The organism is Oerskovia sp. Root918 (assembly GCF_001428945.1).
Lineage (GTDB): Bacteria > Actinomycetota > Actinomycetes > Actinomycetales > Cellulomonadaceae > Oerskovia > Oerskovia enterophila.
In genome coordinates this window covers 132,290-149,719 of the sequence record NZ_LMJG01000012.1, presented here as the reverse complement: position 1 = coordinate 149,719, position 17,430 = coordinate 132,290, and the positions used below count along the sequence as shown (strand labels likewise).

At 74.2% G+C, this 17,430-nt stretch carries 17 protein-coding genes; 6 read left to right on the top strand and 11 right to left on the bottom strand.

The window, feature by feature from the left end:
* Positions 1 to 75 precede the first annotated feature (75 nt).
* Together ASE27_RS10120 and ASE27_RS10115 are read right to left on the bottom strand one after the other, a co-directional pair.
* Positions 76 to 678: a hypothetical protein gene (locus ASE27_RS10120; protein WP_056649397.1), complete on the bottom strand. Its 603-nt coding sequence runs from the start codon at positions 676 to 678 to the stop codon at positions 76 to 78.
* Positions 679 to 758: 80 nt separating this feature from the next.
* On the bottom strand, positions 759 to 1,670 hold the full coding sequence (locus ASE27_RS10115) for an NAD-dependent epimerase/dehydratase family protein (protein ID WP_056649394.1): 912 nt from the start codon (positions 1,668 to 1,670) through the stop codon (positions 759 to 761).
* Positions 1,671 to 1,754: 84 nt separating this feature from the next.
* On the opposite strand from ASE27_RS10115, the gene ASE27_RS10110 reads away from it, so the two are divergent.
* A complete protein-coding gene (locus tag ASE27_RS10110) occupies positions 1,755 to 2,156 on the top strand; it encodes a helix-turn-helix domain-containing protein (RefSeq protein WP_235535408.1) in 402 nt (133 codons plus the stop codon).
* Between the two features lie 23 nt (positions 2,157 to 2,179).
* Here ASE27_RS10110 and ASE27_RS10105 read toward each other — a convergent pair whose 3' ends face one another.
* The 3 genes from ASE27_RS10105 to tmk are packed head-to-tail and all read right to left on the bottom strand — an operon-like array spanning position 2,180 to position 4,836.
* Positions 2,180 to 2,914 (bottom strand): hypothetical protein, encoded by a 735-nt coding sequence (locus ASE27_RS10105; protein ID WP_056649388.1) that lies wholly within the window; start codon positions 2,912 to 2,914, stop codon positions 2,180 to 2,182.
* 3 nt (positions 2,915 to 2,917) lie between these two features.
* Entirely contained in the window at positions 2,918 to 4,054 is a 1,137-nt protein-coding gene (locus tag ASE27_RS10100) for a DNA polymerase III subunit delta' (protein ID WP_056649385.1), read from the bottom strand.
* Positions 4,051 to 4,836: a dTMP kinase gene (tmk, locus tag ASE27_RS10095; RefSeq protein ID WP_082608778.1), complete on the bottom strand. Its 786-nt coding sequence runs from the start codon at positions 4,834 to 4,836 to the stop codon at positions 4,051 to 4,053. Before tmk ends, ASE27_RS10100 begins: the two co-directional genes overlap by 4 nt.
* A gap of 66 nt (positions 4,837 to 4,902) precedes the next feature.
* Here tmk and ASE27_RS10090 point away from each other — a divergent pair, with 66 nt between their 5' ends.
* On the top strand, positions 4,903 to 5,634 hold the full coding sequence (locus ASE27_RS10090; RefSeq protein ID WP_082608777.1) for an HAD-IA family hydrolase: 732 nt from the start codon (positions 4,903 to 4,905) through the stop codon (positions 5,632 to 5,634).
* 192 nt (positions 5,635 to 5,826) lie between these two features.
* Here ASE27_RS10090 and ASE27_RS10085 read toward each other — a convergent pair whose 3' ends face one another.
* Positions 5,827 to 6,921, bottom strand: a complete 1,095-nt coding sequence (locus ASE27_RS10085; RefSeq protein ID WP_157257526.1) for an aromatic acid exporter family protein — start codon at positions 6,919 to 6,921, stop codon at positions 5,827 to 5,829.
* 87 nt (positions 6,922 to 7,008) lie between these two features.
* A complete protein-coding gene (locus ASE27_RS10080) occupies positions 7,009 to 7,503 on the bottom strand; it encodes a MarR family winged helix-turn-helix transcriptional regulator (protein ID WP_056649379.1) in 495 nt (164 codons plus the stop codon).
* A gap of 88 nt (positions 7,504 to 7,591) precedes the next feature.
* Here ASE27_RS10080 and ASE27_RS10075 point away from each other — a divergent pair, with 88 nt between their 5' ends.
* A complete protein-coding gene (locus ASE27_RS10075; RefSeq protein ID WP_056649377.1) occupies positions 7,592 to 7,816 on the top strand; it encodes a hypothetical protein in 225 nt (74 codons plus the stop codon).
* Positions 7,817 to 8,157: 341 nt separating this feature from the next.
* On the opposite strand, the gene ASE27_RS10070 is transcribed toward ASE27_RS10075, so the two are convergent.
* Together ASE27_RS10070 and ASE27_RS10065 are read right to left on the bottom strand one after the other, a co-directional pair.
* Complete coding sequence (locus ASE27_RS10070; protein ID WP_082608776.1) at positions 8,158 to 9,252, bottom strand: Gfo/Idh/MocA family protein; 1,095 nt, start codon at positions 9,250 to 9,252, stop codon at positions 8,158 to 8,160.
* A 209-nt stretch (positions 9,253 to 9,461) separates the two neighbouring features.
* Positions 9,462 to 10,496: a Gfo/Idh/MocA family protein gene (locus ASE27_RS10065; protein ID WP_056649373.1), complete on the bottom strand. Its 1,035-nt coding sequence runs from the start codon at positions 10,494 to 10,496 to the stop codon at positions 9,462 to 9,464.
* 175 nt (positions 10,497 to 10,671) lie between these two features.
* Between ASE27_RS10065 and ASE27_RS10060 the strand changes: the two genes are divergently transcribed.
* Positions 10,672 to 11,499, top strand: coding sequence for an ABC transporter ATP-binding protein (locus ASE27_RS10060; RefSeq protein ID WP_200955930.1), 828 nt, complete (start codon positions 10,672 to 10,674; stop codon positions 11,497 to 11,499).
* Positions 11,499 to 14,081, top strand: coding sequence for an ABC transporter permease (locus ASE27_RS10055; RefSeq protein WP_056649366.1), 2,583 nt, complete (start codon positions 11,499 to 11,501; stop codon positions 14,079 to 14,081). Before ASE27_RS10060 ends, ASE27_RS10055 begins: the two co-directional genes overlap by 1 nt.
* A gap of 76 nt (positions 14,082 to 14,157) precedes the next feature.
* Here the strand turns inward: ASE27_RS10055 and ASE27_RS10050 are convergent, their stop codons facing one another.
* Positions 14,158 to 15,510 carry an MFS transporter gene (locus tag ASE27_RS10050; protein ID WP_056649364.1) on the bottom strand — a complete coding sequence of 451 codons (1,353 nt, stop codon included), beginning with the start codon at positions 15,508 to 15,510 and terminating at the stop codon, positions 14,158 to 14,160.
* A gap of 1 nt (position 15,511) precedes the next feature.
* Positions 15,512 to 16,039 (bottom strand): MarR family winged helix-turn-helix transcriptional regulator, encoded by a 528-nt coding sequence (locus tag ASE27_RS10045; protein WP_056649361.1) that lies wholly within the window; start codon positions 16,037 to 16,039, stop codon positions 15,512 to 15,514.
* A gap of 156 nt (positions 16,040 to 16,195) precedes the next feature.
* Here ASE27_RS10045 and ASE27_RS10040 point away from each other — a divergent pair, with 156 nt between their 5' ends.
* Positions 16,196 to 17,341, top strand: a complete 1,146-nt coding sequence (locus ASE27_RS10040) for a glycerol dehydrogenase (RefSeq protein WP_056649357.1) — start codon at positions 16,196 to 16,198, stop codon at positions 17,339 to 17,341.
* Positions 17,342 to 17,430 lie beyond the last annotated feature (89 nt).

Sequence of the window (17,430 nt, the reverse complement as noted above, 5' to 3'; positions counted from 1 at the left end):
CCGCCGCGCCACGCGTCGACGACCACTGCGGGCCGTCCGTCCGACGATCAGGTGAACGTCGAGTGCCACCAGCGCTCAGTCCCGACGCCGCCGCACCGCCCTCTGCAGGGCCGGTACCACGACGACGAGTCCGAGCCCTGCGACGATCCACCCCCAGCCGAGTTCCGGGTCGACGGGGGCGAGGACCTCCTCGAGCCCGGCGTCCGCGAGCCGAGCGAGGGACCCCTGCTGCTGGGCGAGCGCGGGCACGACGCCTACCGCGACCAGCACGATCCCGAGCCAGCGGGACGTCGACGAGCCGTCCAGGACGGCCTGCGCTCCGCGTGCCCCGCGGCGAGCCAGCAGGTACCCGAGGAAGCATGCCGTCCCGACGAGCGCGAAGAACAGGATCAGGTCGATCTTGTCGAGCGGGCGGTGGAGATAGACGTCCGTCCATGGCATCGAGGTGCCCTCGACCGCGCTCACGGACATGCTCTCGCGCTCCTGCGCGGCACCGGAAGGGGAGATCGACCGCACATCGATGATCCCGAGCGGCCGGGTGAAGCCGTTGACCAGATGGATCAGGGCGACGCCCCAGGCGATTACCGCGCCCGTCAGCGCAAGAGCGCCGCCCTTCTCGCCGTGACGCCGGTCGGCTCCCCGTCGGTCGGTCGTCCGGGTGGAACCGTTGTCGGCCATTGCTTCGCTCTCGTCGCGGGGCAGGTCGCCACATCCTCCCGGAAGGCCGGGGTGAAGTCCATCGCCTCGGCCGTCGGGTCTCAGTGCGCAGACACGGCAGGCGCGTAGCTCCCGGTCTCGAGCTCCTCGACGAGCGAGGGGCGGCGCGGGCTCCAGCCCAGGGCGCGCGCACGCGTCACGGGCGCGACCCGCTGGTCGAGGAGCAGCGCGTCGGCGAAGGGCGCGCCGAGGCGCTCGCGGGTCGCCCCCTCGTCCTCTGGCCCGACGGCGCCACCCAGCCCCGCGGCACGGCTCGCCGCACGCGTCAGGTCGATGACGGAAGCAGACCCGTCGGCCGTGCCGAGGAGGCGGCCGGTCAGGCCCTGCTCGACCGCGAGCACGTAGAGCTCGGCGAGGTCGTCGACGTGGACCGTCGCCCAGCGCTGTGTGCCGCTGCCCACGAGGGTGAGGGATGCGCCGTCGGGCCCCTCGCTGCGCGGCGCACCCGCGACGATCCCCGGGATGCCCGCACCATGGCCGTAGACGACGCCGGGGACCACGACCGACCCGGCCACGCGCCCCTGGGCCGTGGCCGCGAGGAGCCGCTCCTCGATCGGGAGGCGCCACGCGACGATCGCGGGCGGGTCCAGGGGCGAGTCCTCGTCGATCGCGTCCCCGTTCCCGTAGACCCAGATGCCGCTCGTGTGGACGAACGGCCGGGCCGTGCCGTCGAACGTCGCGAGGACCGCGTCGACGACCGAGGCGTCGATCGTGGGGCTCGAGCCGTCGCTCGCGGCTGCGGCGTGGACCGCGGCGTCGGCGTCCGCGAGGAGCGTGGCGACCGCCGTGGTGTCCGTGAGGTCGACGACGGCCGGCGTCGCTCCCGCGGCCTCGACCGTGCGCGCAGACCCCTCGCTGCGGACCAGGGCCGTCACCTCGTGACCGCGAGCCACGAGCGCGGCGAGCACCGCGGACCCGATGTATCCCGTGCCGCCCGTCAGCAGAACCTTCATGTCAGCCTCCTCGTACCCGCCCCGACGGGGCGCCGACGACGCCCGGTGCGTCGCGATGGACCTGACGGTATCCAACGGGTACCAATGACTTCAACGTGCCATTATTACCTGATGGATACTGTTGGATCGGTCGACGAGGTCCCCGACGTCTTCTCCCCGACCTGCCCCTCGCGGCTCGTGGTCGAGCGTCTCGGGGACAAGTGGACGCTGCTCGTCCTCATGGCGCTGCGGACCGGCGTGCTGCGGTTCGGGGAGCTGCGCGAGAAGATCGGCGCCGTGACCCCCAAGGTCCTCACGCAGACGCTGCGCTCTCTCGAGCGCGACGGGATCGTGACGCGGACCGTCTACGCCGAGGTCCCCCCGCGCGTCGAGTACTCGCTCACGGGCCTGGGCCGCTCGCTCCTGGGCCCGGTCGACGCGATCCGCGCCTGGTCAGAGGCCAACGGCGAGCGGATCGTCGCCGCGCGCGAGGCGTCGACGGTCTGAGCGGTGGGCTGACCGGCTCGCGCTCAGCGGCGCGTGAGCCAGGCATCGGACCCGAACAGGTCCGCAGGCGCCACCCACGGCGTCGCGGAGGGCGCCCACCCGGTCCGTTCCGTCAGGAACGCCAGCAACCCCGCCACGTCACGGACCGGGTCCGCGGCGTTCGCGCCGGCGACGGCCGAGAGGACCAGCATCACGCTCGAGACCACTGGCTCGGGCGGTTCGGCCCCGGCGAAGCGCACGCGCACGAGCACGTCGAGGAGCGCGAGGACGTCGATCTCGACGGCCGGGCCGTCCGCCTCGCTCGCGGCGACGCAGAGTGCGTGGAGCCGACCGAGCCCCACGCTCAGACGCCGGCGCCCCTCGTCGTCGGGAGCGACCGTGGCGCCGTCGGGCCACATCAGCAGATCCAGGGGTTCCTCGGCGAAGAGATGCGGAACCCCCTCTCGAGACGTCGCAGCGACCCCGACGGGGAAGAGCGTCGCCAGATCCTGGACGGCCTCGCCGACCGGGATCGGACGGGTCACAGCAGCTGTCGCCCGGTCCGAGGCATACCGGACGTCCAGGAGCGAGGCGAGGCCCGCCTGGACCAGGTCCACGACCAGGGCGCCCACGGCACGAGCCCGGCGGGGGTGCTCCTGATCACGCGGCCACGCTGCCGACACCAGCGGTGTGGGCACGCCGTCCACCGAGTACGGGCCGCCGACGAGCAGAGCGAGCGCGAGCCGATCGAGCCCCTCGGTGGACGGCGGCCCGTTCATCGCTCAGCCCTGCGGGCGCAGGGCGATCGCCATGGCCTCGAGCGCGAGCAGCGGCGCCACGTTGCCGTCGAGGCGCTCCCGAGCCACCCCGATCGCGTCCATGCGGCGCACGGTCTGCTCGGGGGTCGAGTCCTCGGCAAGGGCCTGCACGGTCTCGGCGAGCTCGGTGTTCACGAGGTCCACGTGAGCCCCGAGCTGGACCACGAGCACGTCGCGGTAGAGCGAGAGCAGGTCCAGCATCGCGCGGTCCAGGACGTCGCGCTGGTGGCGGGTCGCACGGCGCTTCTGGTCCTTCTCGAGGTCCGTGAGCTGAGAGCGCAGCTTGGGCGGCATGACGCCCCCGGCCTCGACCCCCAGGGCGCGCAGGAGCTCGGCCTTCTCGACCGCGTCGCGCTCCTCGGTCGCGGCCTTGGCCTCGGCCTGGGCGACCTCGACCAGCTCGCCCGCGGCGACCACGGCGTCCCCGACGCCACGGATGCGGCGCGCGATCGACAGGACCGAGGACCGGCGCTCGCGCGCCTTGCCGTCCCGGGCCAGCCGGCGCGCCAGGCCGATGTGGCTCTGTGCAGCGCGCGCAGCGGCCTCCGCCACGACGGGGTCCACGCCGTCACGGGCGACGAGCAGACGGGCGACGGCCTCGACCGGCGGCACCCGCAGCGCCACGCCGCGGCACCGCGAACGAATCGTCACCAGGACGTCCTGCGGGCTGGGCGCGCACAGGATCCAGACCGTGCGGGGCGGCGGCTCCTCGATGGCCTTGAGGAGGACGTTGGTGGTGCGCTCGGCCATGCGGTCGGCGTCCTCCACGATGATGACGCGCCAGCGCCCCTGCGAGGGTCGGCGGCTGGCGACGCCCACCAGGTCACGCACCTCGCTGATCGCGATGGTCACCTTCTCGGTCGCGACGATCGTCACGTCCGCGTGGGTGCCCGCGAGGGTCGTGGTGCACGCCTGGCACACCCCGCACCCGCCCTGCTCGCACTGCAGCGCGGCCGCGAAGGCCCGCGCGGCGTTCGACCGGCCCGAGCCGGGCGGTCCCGTCAGGAGCCAGCCGTGCGTCATGGCCGCAGGGTCGGTCGCCGCGGCCGAGAGCAGCTCGACCGCGTGCTCCTGCCCCACGACGTCGTCCCAGACGGTCACGGGGCGCTCGTCCGCTCGGCCGGCCCCGGGGCGGGGTGCGTCACGGGAGACGTGACCGGCAGGTCCGCGAGGTCCGGGGCGTAGCCGATCGCGGAGTCGGAGTCGTCGAACCCGTCGTCGGGCAGCGCCTCGACCGTGTCCTCGGCCTCCTCGACCACGGGCGTGAGCTCGAGCCGGACCGCGAGGTCCACCCGGATCTGGGCCTGGATGTCCTCGATCGAGGCGGTCGCGTCGATCACGACCCACCGCTCGGGGTCCGCGGCAGCACGCGACAGGAACGCCTCGCGCGTGCGCCGGTGGAAGTCGAGACCGGCGCTCTCGAGACGGTCCGGCTTCCCTTGGAGACGCTCGGCCGCGACGGCCGGGTCCAGGTCCAGCAGGACGGTCACGTGGGGCATGAGCCCCTGGACGGCCCACAGCGAGATGAGCTCGACCTCGTCGACACCGAGCTCCCGCCCGCCCGCCTGGTAGGCGACCGACGAGTCGAGGTAGCGGTCCGTCACGACGACCGCGCCGCGCTCGAGCGCGGGGCGGACCAGGTGGGCGACGTGGTGCGCGCGGTCCGCGGCGTAGATGAGGGCCTCGGTGCGAGCGTCCATGTCCCGGCCGTGCAGCACGGCCTGGCGCAGCTCGACACCCAGCTCCGTGCCCCCGGGCTCGCGCGTCAGCACGACCTCGCGGCCGGTCAGCTCGCCCAGCCACTCCCCCAGGAGGCGGGACTGGGTGGACTTGCCGACGGCGTCGCCGCCCTCGAACGAGATGAAGTAACCGGGTGTGCTCACGCGCCCACGATAGTCGGGCCGCCTGACACCCGTCGGGCAGCCCGGCACGGCCGGTAGCCTCGGGGCATGTCCGTCCTCCCCGTATCCAGCCCCGACCTCCCTGAGCCTCCCCCGCTCCCGACGCCGGGCGCCGCGTTCGCCGGGCGCACGTTCGACGCGATCCTGTTCGACATGGACGGCACCCTGATCGACTCGGTGCCCGCGGTCGACCGGAACTGGCGCCGCTGGGCGCACGAGTACGGCCTGCCGGACGCCGACTCGCTCCAGATCGAGCACGGCACCCCCGCCCGCACCTTGATCGCGCGGCTCCTGCCAGCCGACCAGGTCGAGGAGGCGTACGAGCGGATCCACGACCTCGAGCTCAACGACAACGAGGGCGTGCGGATCCTGCCCGGCACGGTCGACGCGTTCGCGTCCCTGCCGGCCACGCGCCAGGCGATCGTCACGTCGTGCACGCGGCCGCTCGCCGCGGCGCGCATCGGGGCGTCCGGCCTCGTCCCTCCCGCGGTCGTCGTCACGGCCGACGACGTCACGCACGGCAAGCCCGACCCCGACCCGTTCCTGCTGGGCGCCGAGCGCCTGGGCGTCGACCCGTCGCGGTGCCTCGTGGTCGAGGACGCGCCCGCCGGGGTCGAGGCCGGACGGGCGGCCGGGTGCGCGGTGCTCGTCGTCGAGGGCACGCACTCGCTCGAGCAGCTCGCCGGTGCCGCCGTGGCCCCCGACGCGGGGGCGAGCGGGCTCGACCAGGTGCGCTTCGCCGTCGGGCAGGACGGGTCGATCAGCGTGACCGACGCCTGACGCTCGCTCACGGTCCGCCGGGGCCCTCCGGCGGCACCTCCTCGACGGCCACGCGGTGGATCTCCAGCGCGCGCCGCCCCCGTCCCAGCCGAGGCGGATCGCGACGGGATCGCCCGACGAGATCGGGACGACGAGCAAGACCTCGGTCTCGCCGGGTGCGAGCTGCGCCCGGTCCGCCGGGCGACGAGCCCGCTACTCCTCGAGCGCCGCGACCCCGCGCCGGACCGCCAGCACGGTCGCCCCCGCGACGAAGTAGTCCTCGTCCGAGCCGCTGCGCACCTCGCGCACTGCCCGCCGCAGCCGCTCGGTCGCGTCCCGGACGCGGTCGAGCGCCTCGGGGTCCGCGAGCGCCCCGGCCGTGGACCGCACGGCTCCCGCGTACGCGCGCAGGGCGTCGCGCACGAGGGGCCTCAGGGACTGGCCGAACGCGAGGTCGTCGAGGTCCTGCCGCTCCCACCCGGTGACGAGCCGGGTCAGGTCCCCGACGACCGACGACGTCACCCCCAGCGCGCTCGCCTGGGAGCCTTGGGCTCGGGTCGCCTCCGCGTACCGGCGGGCGCGGCGGTTGATGCGTGCCGCCTCGCGCGCCTGCTCGGCCGACCGCTGCGACCGGTCGACCACGGGCCCGAGGAGCAGTCGCCGGTCGTCCCACTCCTCGGGGGAGGGTGCGACGTCGCTGTCGAGCCCGTCCGCGAGGTGGTCGAGCTGGTCTGCGAGCGCGCTCCTGAGACGGTCGAGCTCGACGTCGGAGGCCGCGAGCGGCAACGGCGGGAACAGCAGGTTGATCCCGATCCCGACCAGCGCACCGACCAGGACGAGCCCGATGTACGCCCCCATGTACCCCACCTTGTCCGCGTTCCCGATGATGAGGACGAACAGCGCCGAGGTCACGGCCCACGACCCCATGTCCCCCAGGAGCCCCCACCCCGCGACGAGGATCGAGACGGCGACGACGAGCGCGATCGACAGTGCGCTGGGCGCGAGCACGAGGTCCGCACCGCGGGCCACGAGCGCCCCGACGACGATCGCCCCGACCGCCTGGAAGGACTCCCGGACGGACCTGGCCACGGTGCTCGTGGTCGCGACGACGGCGCCGAGCGGCGCGTAGTACGGATAGTCGGAGAAGGGCTCGGGCAGCACGATCCCGACGACCCACGCGACCGCGGCGGCCACGGCGCCGCGCAGCGCCATGGCCCACCGGGGGTGCAGGTGCCACTGCCGGAGCGTGGCGGCAGCCAGTCCGCGCGCACGGGCCGTTCGCGGGTGGGAGGCGGTGGGAGTACTCATCGCGCCACCCTAGGCACGGCTGGGGCGCGTCTGCGTGCTTCGCGGTGATGTGGGCGGCCGCGGGCAAACGACCTGCGCAGCGCCGGGCTAGATCACACCCGCCCGCAGGGCCGCGGCCACGACCTTCGAGGCCGCCGCGTGGACCTCGACGAGCTCGTCGAGGGTCAGGCCCGTCGCGGCGGTGATCGCGGGCGGGACGTGCTCGGCCTGGTCGCGCAGCTCGCGACCGGCCGGGGTCAGCGTGACGTCGACGACCCGGCCGTCGTGCTCGTTGCGCGACCGGGTGAGGTACCCCGTGGTCTCCAGACGGCGGACGAGCGGCGAGAGCGTGCCGGGGTCCAGGTGGAGCCGGTCCGCGAGCGACGTGGCCGTGGTGCGCTCACCGGCCGCCGCGTCCTGCCACAGGGCCAGCATCACGAGGTACTGCGGGTGGGTCAGGCGCAAGGGCTCGAGCAGCGGCTTGTACATGGCGACCATGGCACGCGCCCCCGCGGACAGCGCGAAGCAGACCTGCGACTCGAGAGCGAGGGGGTCGTAGCCGCTGCGGGCGGGCGTTGCGGGGCTCTCGGTCGAGGTGGTCATGTCGCCATGGTAGCCAGATCTCGCCTATGCTTGGTACACCAATCATTGGTGCACCATGCAGTTGCACCGTTCTCGTGAGGAGAGGCGCATGGCCGACAAGCAGCGACGACGCCCCCTGGGCCTGCGCATGACCGAGACGTTCCTGCCGATCTTCGGCCCCGCCCAGGTCGGGAAGCAGGGCTCTCCCGGGCGTGGCGTCTCCGCGGCCGAGGCCGAGCGCGACCGCGAGCTCAAGACGCGCTTCGAGTACGTGACGGGTCCGGACGGCCGCAGCTACGTCGTCGAGCACACGGACGAGTCGACCGCGGGCTGAGCCCCGCGCCCGGCGAGAACGGGGTCGTGGTCGTCCTGCTCGTCAGGACGACCACGACCCCGTTCTCGGCACCCCGGGCGAGCGCGGGCACCCCTTCACGCGACCCGGCTCACTCGCCCGGGTTCACGCGACCCGGCTCACTCGCCCGGGTANCCCGGCGCCAGCGTGCTCAAGGACTCGAGCCGCCGCGGTCGAGCATGCCCTCGTGCGGCCCGACGTCGGGGATCACGAAGAGCGGCACACCCTCCATGCCGTGCTCTGGTCGTCCTGCTCGTCAGGACGACCACGACCCCGTTCTCGGCACCCCGGGCGAGCGCGGGCACCCCTTCACGCGACCCGGCTCACTCGCCCGGGTAGACCACGCCCGCCTGGCGGCGGACCTCGTCCATGGTCCGCATGACGTCGAGCGTGTCCTGCCACGTCATGCGCGGGCTCTCGGTCAGGCCTGCCTCGACGCATCGCGCGACCTCGGCCGCCTGGTACTGCTTGCCCTCGCCCCGGAAGCCCTCGTAGCGCCACTCGGCGCCGTCGTGACGGACCACGCGGAACGACGTCGGGGCGTAGAACGTGCCCTCGACCTCGATGCGCCCCGCGGTCCCGGAGATCGACGCCACGTTGGGCGTCTGCGACCACAGGGTCGTCGACAGCGTGGCCATGGCCCGGCCGTACCCGAGCGTGATGCCGAGCTGGCCGTCGACCCCTGTCTCGGTCAGCGCACCGACCGCGGTGACCGACGACGGCGCCCCCAGCACGTCGTGCGCGAACGACACGGGGTACACGCCCAGGTCGAGCAGCGCACCGCCCGCGAGCTCGGGCGCGTAGAGCCGGTGCTCGGGGTCGAACGGGAAGAACTGGCCGTGGTCGGCGGTCACGTTGACGATCTGGCCGATCTCACCGCGCGCGATCACCCCGCGCAGCGCCGCGACGTGCGGCAGGAAGCGCGTCCACATGGCCTCCATGACGAACACCCCCGCGGCCCGGGCTGCGTCGAGGATCTCGCGCGCCTCGGCCTCGTTGCGCGTGAACGCCTTCTCGACCAGGACGTGCTTGCCCGCGGCGATGGCCAGCAGCGCGTGGTCCCTGTGGTGCGAGTGGGGCGTGGCGACGTACACGACGTCGACCTGAGGGTCCTCGACGAGCTCGGTGTAGTCGGCGTGGGTCGTGTGGATGCCGTGCTCGGTCGCGAAGCGCTCGGCCCGGACGCGGTCGCGCGAGCCCACGGCCACGACGCGCGCCCGCGTGTGGTCGCGCACGGCCTCGGCGAACGACCCGGCGATGTTCCCGGCCCCGAGGATCCCCCAGCGGACCGTGGGCGCGGTCCGGGGATCGGGCACGACGCCGGAGATCACCTCGGGGAGGTCGGCGGCGGTCGCAGCGAGGTGAGGCAGGGAGGTGGGCTGGTCGGTCGGTGCCGCGGTGCGGGCGTCGTTGCTCATGGGTTCACGCTAACCCCGTGAGAACGCTGCCACGGGTGATTGCCCGAGGTGTGGTCGTACAGCGCCCAGGCCGTCGCGGACGAGCACGAGGTTGCGTGCGGTCGAACCCAGCGATCGAGTTCGTCCTGGCCGTCAGGACGACCACGACCTCGTTCTCGGCAACCGAGGTTGCGGTCGCACGGCGCACAACTCCCCAGGCCCGGCATCCCTCACTCCCCCGGGTACACGACCCCCAGCTGGGCGCGTGCCCGGTCCATGACCTGCAGGAGGTCGAGCGTGTCCTGCCACGTCATGCGCGGGCTCTCGGTGAGCCCCGCCGCGAGGCAGCGCGCGACCTCGGCCGCCTCGTACTGCTTGGCCCCCGGCGCGTACCCGTCGTAGTCGCGGCGCGCGCCGTCGGCCCAGACCACGCTGAAGGCCGTGGGCACCATGAAGCGGTCGACGACCTCGATCCGCCCGCCCGACCCCGCGATCACGAGCGACGTCGCCGACTGCGCCAGGACCGACGAGGCGAGCGTCGCCGTCGCGCGGTCCCCGTACCGCAGCACCACGGTCGACTGGGCGTCCACCCCGGTGGGAGCAGCGAGACCGACGGCCGTGACGTCGTCGGGCATGCCCAGGAGGTCCGTCGCGAACGCGAGCGGGTAGATCCCGATGTCGAGCAGCGCACCGCCCGCGAGCTCGGGCGCGAAGAGCCGGCCCGCCGGGTTGTACGCGGCGTTCGACCCGTAGCTCGCCGTGACCGACCGGACCTCGCCGATCTCACCTTGCGCGATCAGCGCGCGGATCGCGGCGACGTGCGGCAGGTGCCGCGTGAGCATGGCCTCCATGACGAACACGCCCGCGGCCCGCGCGGCGTCGAGCACCTCGCGACCCTCCGCCTCGTTGCGCGTGAACGCCTTCTCCATGAGCACGGGCTTGCCCGCCGCGATCGCGAGCAGCCCGTGGTCGCGGTGGTGCGAGTGCGGGGTCGCGACGTACACGACGTCCACGTCGGGGTCCGCGACGAGCGCCTCGTACGAGCCGTGGACGGTCGCCGAGGGCGCGTGCCGCTGCGCGAAGTCCCGTGCCCGGTGCTCGTCGCGCGAGCCCACGGCCGCCACGTGGCCCTGCGTGAACGTCCGCACCTCGTCGGCGAACGAGCCCGCGATGTTCCCCGCGCCGAGGATCCCCCAGCGCACGGGTGGGGCAGCGCCCGGGTCGGGGACGGCGTCGAGCACGTTGACCACTGCGTGGGAGACCATGCCTCCACGCTACTGCGGCCCCGGGGGCGACCGGTCGACGGACCGGACACCCCGTGGCCGCTGCCCCCAGGACGGGTTCCGGACGATCGGAGGACCAGACGCGAGAACCGCCGATGTGTCGCACGTCACCCCGGGTCGGGACACGATGGATCCACCCGAGCGAACGGAGACCCCGATGGCGCACCCGACTCCCCCGCAGTCCCCGGCGAGCCCCTCCCCGCGGGGCGCCGTGCCCGGCGCCTCCGGAAGCACCGCAACCGGCGGCACCGCCATGCCGGGGAGCGCCGCCAGTGCCCGCGGCCTGGTCAAGACCTACGGCCAGGGCGAGACGACGGTCCGCGCCCTCGACGGCGTCGACGTCGACTTCCGCGCGGCCGAGCTCACGGCCATCATGGGCCCCTCGGGCTCGGGCAAGTCGACGCTCATGCACTGCATGGCCGGCCTGGACACCCCGACGTCGGGCAGCGTCGTGATCGACGGGACCGAGGTCAGCCGCCTCTCGCAGCGGCGCCTGACGGCGCTGCGGCGGACCCGGATCGGGTTCGTGTTCCAGTCGTACAACCTGGTCCCGACGCTCACCGCCGCGGAGAACATCACGCTCCCGCTCGACATCGCGCGCGCCCCCGTGGATCGCGCGTGGTTCGACGAGGTCGTGGCCGCGGTGGGCCTGGGCGACCGGCTGCACCACCGGCCGTCCGAGCTCTCGGGCGGGCAGCAGCAGCGGGTCGCGTGCGCGCGGGCCCTGGTGTCGCGGCCGTCGGTGGTGTTCGCCGACGAGCCCACGGGCAACCTGGACTCGCGCTCGTCCGCGGAGGTGCTGGGCTTCCTGCGGCGGTCGGTCGACGAGCTGGGGCAGACGGTCGTCATGGTCACGCACGACCCGCGCGCGGCCTCGTACGCGCACCGGGTCCTGTTCCTGACCGACGGGCGGATCACGGCCGACCTCGCGGCCCCGACCCGCCGCGACATCCTCGACGCGCTCGGGCAGGCGGAGGAGGACTGATGCTGCGGGTCGCGCTGCGCGGGGTCCGGGCCCACCTGGTCCGCTTCCTGCTGTCGACGCTCGCCGTGATGCTCGGGGTCGCGTTCGTCGTGGGGACGTTCACGTTCCGCGCGATGCTGTCGTCGACGTTCGACGAGATCATCGCGACGACCCTCGTCGCCGACGTGTACGTGCGCGGCGCCGAGGAGATCGACGCCACGACGAGCGCGGGCAGCTCGTTCGGCACACCGCACGCGCCCGTCCCGGTCGCGCTCGCCGACACGGTCGCGGGGGTCGACGGCGTCGCGCGCGCCGTGCCCGACGCGTCGGGTCCGATCGTCCTGGTCGCGGCCGACGGCACGGCCGTCACGACGTCAGGGCCCCCGAGCATCGGGATCGCGGTAGGACCGGACGAGCCGACCGTGACCCTCGCGAGCGGCGCCTGGCCCGTGGGCGGCACGCAGATCGCGCTCGAGGAGAGCGCGGCCTCGGCCGCAGGTCTCACCACGGGCGACGCGACGACCGTGGTCCTCGCAGGCGCCCCGCAGCCCGTCACGGTCACGGGGGTCTTCGCGATCGAGGCCGCCGCGGCGGGCACCATCCTGGTGGGGCTCGACCCCGCGACCGCGCTCGCGACCTACGCGCCCGACGGGACCGTCCCCACGATCTCCGTCTACGCCGCGGGCGACGTGTCCGAGCAGGTGCTCTCCGACCGCGTGGCCGAGGTCCTGCCCGAGGGGGCCGAGTCGCTCACGGGCGAGGCGATGCGCGACGAGGCCCGCGAGGGCGTCGAGCAGATCCTCGGCTTCATCGAGACGTTCCTGCTGGTCTTCGCGGCCATCGCGCTGTTCGTGGGGGCGTTCATCATCGCCAACACGTTCGCGATGTCGGTGCGCGAGCGCCAGCGCGAGTTCGCGCTGCTGCGCGCGCTCGGAGCCTCGCCCGCTCAGGTCTTCGCGTCGATCCTCGCGCAGGCGGTCGCGGTCGGGCTCCTGGGAGCGGCCGCGGGCGTGGTCCTGGGCCGGGTCCTGGTCAGCGGCTTGCGCGCCGCGTTCGGCTCGACCGGAATGGAGCTCTCGGGTCGCGTGCCGCTGAGCGTCACGTCGGTCGTGGTCGCGATCTCGCTGGGGGTCCTGGTGAGCGTGGTCGCGGCCGCGGTCCCGGGCCGCCACGCGGCCCTCACCCCTCCGGTCCAGGCCATGCACGACGACGTCGCACCGGACCGCGGGACCGGCACCCGCGCGGTGGTCGGGCTGGTGCTCACGCTGGTCGGTGCCGGGCTCCTGGTGCTCGCCTCCCGCCTCGGGAGCTCGGCGTCGGCCGACCCGACCGGGTGGGCGCTGGTCGACGACCTCAACCCGCGGGTCCTGCTCGCGGTGGGCGCGAGCGCGGCCCTCGTGGGCGTCCTGGTCCTGTCCCCCGCGATCGCCGGCGCCGTCATCACGGTGCTCGCCGTCCCGGCCGTGGCCGCGATCCGGCCGCTCGGTCGGCTGGCGCGCGGCAACGTCACGCGCAGCCCCCGCCGCACCTCGAACACGGCCGGCGCGCTCCTGATCGGGATGGCCCTCGTGAGCGCGACCGGAGTCATCGCGGCCTCGACGCAGGCCTCGGTCCGGTCGATCGTCGACGAGCAGGTGCGGGCCGACTACGTGGTCCAGGCCGCCGCCGCCACGGGTGCGCTCCCCCCGGGTGTCACCGACGCCGTGACCGGGCTCCCCGCCGTCGGGCAGGCGCTCTCGCTGCGGCTCGGGACGCTCGACGTGGACGGCGAGCCCAGCGGCGCCACGGTCGTGCCGCCCGGGTTCTTCACCGAGGCGCTCGACGCACCCGTGGTCGAGGGAGACCCCGACCGGGCACTCGCCGACGGCGAGGCCGTGGTCAGCCGGACCGCGGCGCGGGACGAGGCGTGGGCGGTCGGCGACACCCTGACCCTGACGAGCGACGACGGCGCCCGTACCCAGGACGTGCGCGTGGGGGCGATCATCGACACCCAGGTGATCTCGTCCGACGTGGTCCTCGCCGACGCGACCTACGCGAGCGTGGGCGCTCCCGAGATCCCGACCTACGCGGTGTACGTGACCGCGGCCCCCGGGACCACGGCCGCGGAGCTGCGCGACGCGCTCACCGCGGCCGTCAAGCCCTTCCTCGTGGTCTCGGTCCTGGACCGCGAGGAGCTCGCCAGCGCGGCCGCGGCGCAGGTGGACCAGGTCCTCGTGATCCTCTACGCGCTGCTCGGGCTGTCGATCGTCATCGCGCTGCTGGGCATCGTCAACACGCTCGCCCTGTCGATCATCGAGCGCACGCGCGAGATCGGGCTGCTGCGCGCGGTGGGCCTCGGGCGCCTCCAGCTCGCGGGCATCATCACGATCGAGTCCGTCCTGACCGCGGTCTACGGGACCGTGCTGGGCGTGATCACGGGCATCGCGATCGCCGCGGCCCTGCCCGGGGTGCTCGCCGAGCAGGGGCTCACGAGCCTCGCGGTCCCCTGGGGGCAGGTGCTCGCGGTCCTGGGGCTCGCGGTCGTGATCGGGCTGGTCGCGAGCGTGTGGCCGGGCATCCGGGCCTCGCGCCTGCCGGTGCTGGAGGCCGTCACGGTCGACTGACTCGTCGTGTCGACGCCCTCCGTGCCGGCCTCACCGCACGCGTCGAGCCGTCGGCCGCCGAGGGAGGACGACGCACCTACGTCGTCTCGGCGGGCACCCCCCTCGCCGTCGCCGTCGTCGCGGCCGGGGTCCGGTAGCGACGCAGAGGCGCGTTGCGCCAGGCGACCAGCCCGACGACGGCGCTCGCCGCGAGCCCGCCCGCCACCAGGGCGACGGGGGCCGAGGTCAACGACGCGAGGACCCCGCCGCGGAAGTTGCCCACCTCCGGGCCCGCGACCCCCACGACGTGCTCGACCGACGACACGCGGCCCCGGAACTCGTCGGGCGTCTCGAGCTGGACGAGCGCTCCGCGCGTCACGACCGACACCGTGTCCGCCGCCCCCGCGACCGCGAGGCACGCGAGCGCGAGCCACAGCGGCCCGGCCAGCCCGAAGCCCGCGAGGGCGAGCCCCCACGTCGCCGCCGCGGCGAGCTGCAGCGCGCCCGACCGCGGCGCGCGCGTGACCGCACCGGAGAGCAGCCCCGCGCCGATCCCGCCCACCGCGACCGCCGAGAGGAACAGCCCGAGGGTGCGCGGATCGCCGTCGAACCGGATCTCGTTGACGAGCGGGAACAAGGAGACGGGCATCGCGAGCACGGTCGCCGCGACGTCCGTCGCGAACGAGCCCCGCAGGGTCGGCCGCTTCCAGACGATCGACCAGCCGCCCGCCGCGGCCCGACGGCGCACGGGTCGTCCGTGGTCCGGCACCGGTCCACCGTCCGGCACCTGCACGGGCCCGGGCACGGGTGCGGGGCCGCCGTCCGAAGCCGGCACCACGGCGGGCGTCGGCACCGGCGGGAGCGGCGGCAGCCGCACCAGCCCGAGCAGGGCGACCACGGCCGCCGCCACCTGCACGCCGTAGGCGGCCGCGAGGTCCCAGCGCGCGACGACGAGGCCTGCGAGCGCCGGCCCGACGAGCATCGCGACCTGGAACGCGAGGTTCTGCAGCGCGAGCCCGGCCGCGACCTGGTCGGCGGGCAGGAGGCGCGGCGGCACCGTCCGGCGCGCGGGCGAGCCCAGCGCGTTGCACGCCGCACCGAGGCTCACGAGACCGAGCAGCACCCACACGGACCGGTTGCCCGCGAGCGCCTGCGCGGCGAGGCCCACTGCGGAGAGCACCTGGCCGGCCGACGCGAGGCGCATGATCGTGCGGCGGTCGTGCACGTCGGCGAGGTGCCCGCCGACGAGGCCGAGGGCGAGGAGGGGCACGGCGGTCGCGAGGCCGATCGCACCGGTCCACACCGGGCTGTGCGTGAGCTCCCACACCTGGAGCAGCACCGCGACCGTGGCCACCTGGAAGCCGAGGCCACCGACGGCCGAGCCTGCCCACAGGTCGCGATAGGCAGCACTGGTGCGCAGCGGGCGCAGGTCGAGGACGTTGTCCCGCACGTCAGGGCGTCTCGGGTGCCGGCGTGCCGGGCGTCTGCGCCGGGTGGCCCGCGGCGTCGAGCCGCTCGACGAGCCGGGAGCGCAGGGACCTGCTCGCGAGGACGCGTTCGAGGTCGGTGACGACGGCGCTCAGCGCGTACGGCAGCTCGTCGTCGATCTCGGCGATCGACTCCTCGGTCGCGCGCCACTCGGCCTCGAGGAGGGGGACGAGCGCGCGGGCCTTGTCGGTGAGCGCGACGCGGCGTGTGCGGGCGTCCTCGCCGGACTCGGTCTGCACGAGTCCTTCGCTGCGCATCGCGGTCACGGTCTGGCTCATGGCCGAGTGCGTGCGGCCGAGCGACGCGGCGAGCTGGCGGATGGTCAGCGGCCCGGTGTGGGCGAGACGGATGAGCGGGTAGACGAAGCGCGGTCGCACGCCGTCGACCCCGCGGTCGGTGTAGACGGTGCCGATCTCGTCGTCGAGCCGGCGCAGCAGGGTATGGAGGGAGTCCCAGCGTCCGGGGACGGCGGTCGGGTCGATGGATGTCACAGCACTGTTATAACAGCACTCATACAAGCGTGTCGAGCCAGTGCTCCGACAGGCGGTGGACCGCTCCCCGACATAGCGTCGAGGTGCCGGCGGTCCGCAGGAGCAATCCTCCACGTGCGGCCGCGCGGTTCCCTGTCCCCACCCGAGGAGGTCCACATGTCCGAGGTCCCGATCCGCACGCTCATCAGCCCGCTGCGGTACGTGCAGTCGCGCGGCGCGCTGTCGCGGCTCGGCGAGTTCGTCGCTCCGATCGGCACCAAGCCGTTGCTGGTCGCCGACGACGTCGTCTGGGAGATCGTCCAGGACACCGTCGCCGAGTCGTTCCAGGCCGCGAACCTGCCGCGCGAGCGCGAGGGCTTCGGCACGTACGCGACCGCCGCGGAGGTCGACCGGCTGGCCCGGCGCATCCGGGAGACCGGCTCGGACGTGATCGTGGGGATCGGTGGTGGCAGCACGATCGACGCCGTCAAGGCAGCCGGGCACCTCGAAGGGATCCGCTGGGTCTCGGTGCCGACCGTAGCCTCGACCGACGCCCCGTGCTCCGCGCTGTCCGTGATCTACACCGAGGAGGGGGCGTTCGAGGAGTACCGGTTCTTCCCGCACAACCCGGACCTGGTCCTGGTCGACACCCAGCTCGTGGCCAACGCCCCGGTGAAGTTCCTCGTCGCAGGCATCGGCGACGCGCTCGCGACGTGGATCGAGGCCCGTGCCGTGGCCAAGGCCAACGCGACGACCATGGCGGGTGGGCTGCCGCTCATCACCGGGACCGCGCTCGCCGAGCTCTCGTGGAAGATCCTGTGGGAGAACTCGCTCGCCGCGATCGAGGCCGTCAAGGAGCACCTCGTCACGCCCGCGGTCGACGCCGTGGTCGAGGCCAACACCCTGCTCTCGGGGCTCGGGTTCGAGTCGGGCGGCCTCGCGGCGGCCCACGCGATCCACAACGGGCTCACGGCCGCCCCGCAGACCCACGGGCTCACGCACGGGCAGAAGGTCAACATCGGCTCGCTCACCCAGCTCGTGCTGGAAGGAGCCCCGTCGCAGGAGATCCGCGACTTCGTCGAGTTCACGACACGCGTCGGGCTGCCCAACACGCTGACCGAGATCGGGCTCACGACGGCCGACGTGGGCGACCTGCGCCGCGTGGCCGAGGCCGCGACGGCACCGGGCGAGACCATCCACGCGATGCCGTTCGAGGTCCGCGTGCCCGAGCTGGTCGACGCGCTGCGCTCGATCGAGGGTCTGTCGCGCGCGATCCGTGCGGACGCGGGCCTGCCCGAGCCCGTGAGGTACACGGGGCACTGAGGTGATCGGCTGGCCGGCCGCAGCCCGCCTCCCGGCGAGGTGGCGAGCGGGGTAGAGCGTGCTGTGCGAGGTAGTGCGCGCCGCGTCCC

What these genes read in the sequence shown, in the direction of transcription:
- ASE27_RS10120 (WP_056649397.1), bottom strand. Translation starts at nt 678, where the DNA reads ATGGCCGACAACGGTTCCACCCGGACGACCGACCGACGGGGAGCCGAC.
- ASE27_RS10115 (WP_056649394.1), bottom strand. Translation starts at nt 1,670, where the DNA reads ATGAAGGTTCTGCTGACGGGCGGCACGGGATACATCGGGTCCGCGGTG.
- ASE27_RS10110 (WP_235535408.1), top strand. Translation starts at nt 1,755, where the DNA reads ATGACTTCAACGTGCCATTATTACCTGATGGATACTGTTGGATCGGTC.
- ASE27_RS10105 (WP_056649388.1), bottom strand. Translation starts at nt 2,914, where the DNA reads ATGAACGGGCCGCCGTCCACCGAGGGGCTCGATCGGCTCGCGCTCGCT.
- ASE27_RS10090 (WP_082608777.1), top strand. Translation starts at nt 4,903, where the DNA reads ATGTCCGTCCTCCCCGTATCCAGCCCCGACCTCCCTGAGCCTCCCCCG.
- ASE27_RS10085 (WP_157257526.1), bottom strand. Translation starts at nt 6,921, where the DNA reads ATGAGTACTCCCACCGCCTCCCACCCGCGAACGGCCCGTGCGCGCGGA.
- ASE27_RS10080 (WP_056649379.1), bottom strand. Translation starts at nt 7,503, where the DNA reads ATGACCACCTCGACCGAGAGCCCCGCAACGCCCGCCCGCAGCGGCTAC.
- ASE27_RS10075 (WP_056649377.1), top strand. Translation starts at nt 7,592, where the DNA reads ATGGCCGACAAGCAGCGACGACGCCCCCTGGGCCTGCGCATGACCGAG.
- ASE27_RS10070 (WP_082608776.1), bottom strand. Translation starts at nt 9,252, where the DNA reads ATGAGCAACGACGCCCGCACCGCGGCACCGACCGACCAGCCCACCTCC.
- ASE27_RS10065 (WP_056649373.1), bottom strand. Translation starts at nt 10,496, where the DNA reads ATGGTCTCCCACGCAGTGGTCAACGTGCTCGACGCCGTCCCCGACCCG.
- ASE27_RS10060 (WP_200955930.1), top strand. Translation starts at nt 10,672, where the DNA reads ATGGCGCACCCGACTCCCCCGCAGTCCCCGGCGAGCCCCTCCCCGCGG.
- ASE27_RS10055 (WP_056649366.1), top strand. Translation starts at nt 11,499, where the DNA reads ATGCTGCGGGTCGCGCTGCGCGGGGTCCGGGCCCACCTGGTCCGCTTC.
- ASE27_RS10040 (WP_056649357.1), top strand. Translation starts at nt 16,196, where the DNA reads ATGTCCGAGGTCCCGATCCGCACGCTCATCAGCCCGCTGCGGTACGTG.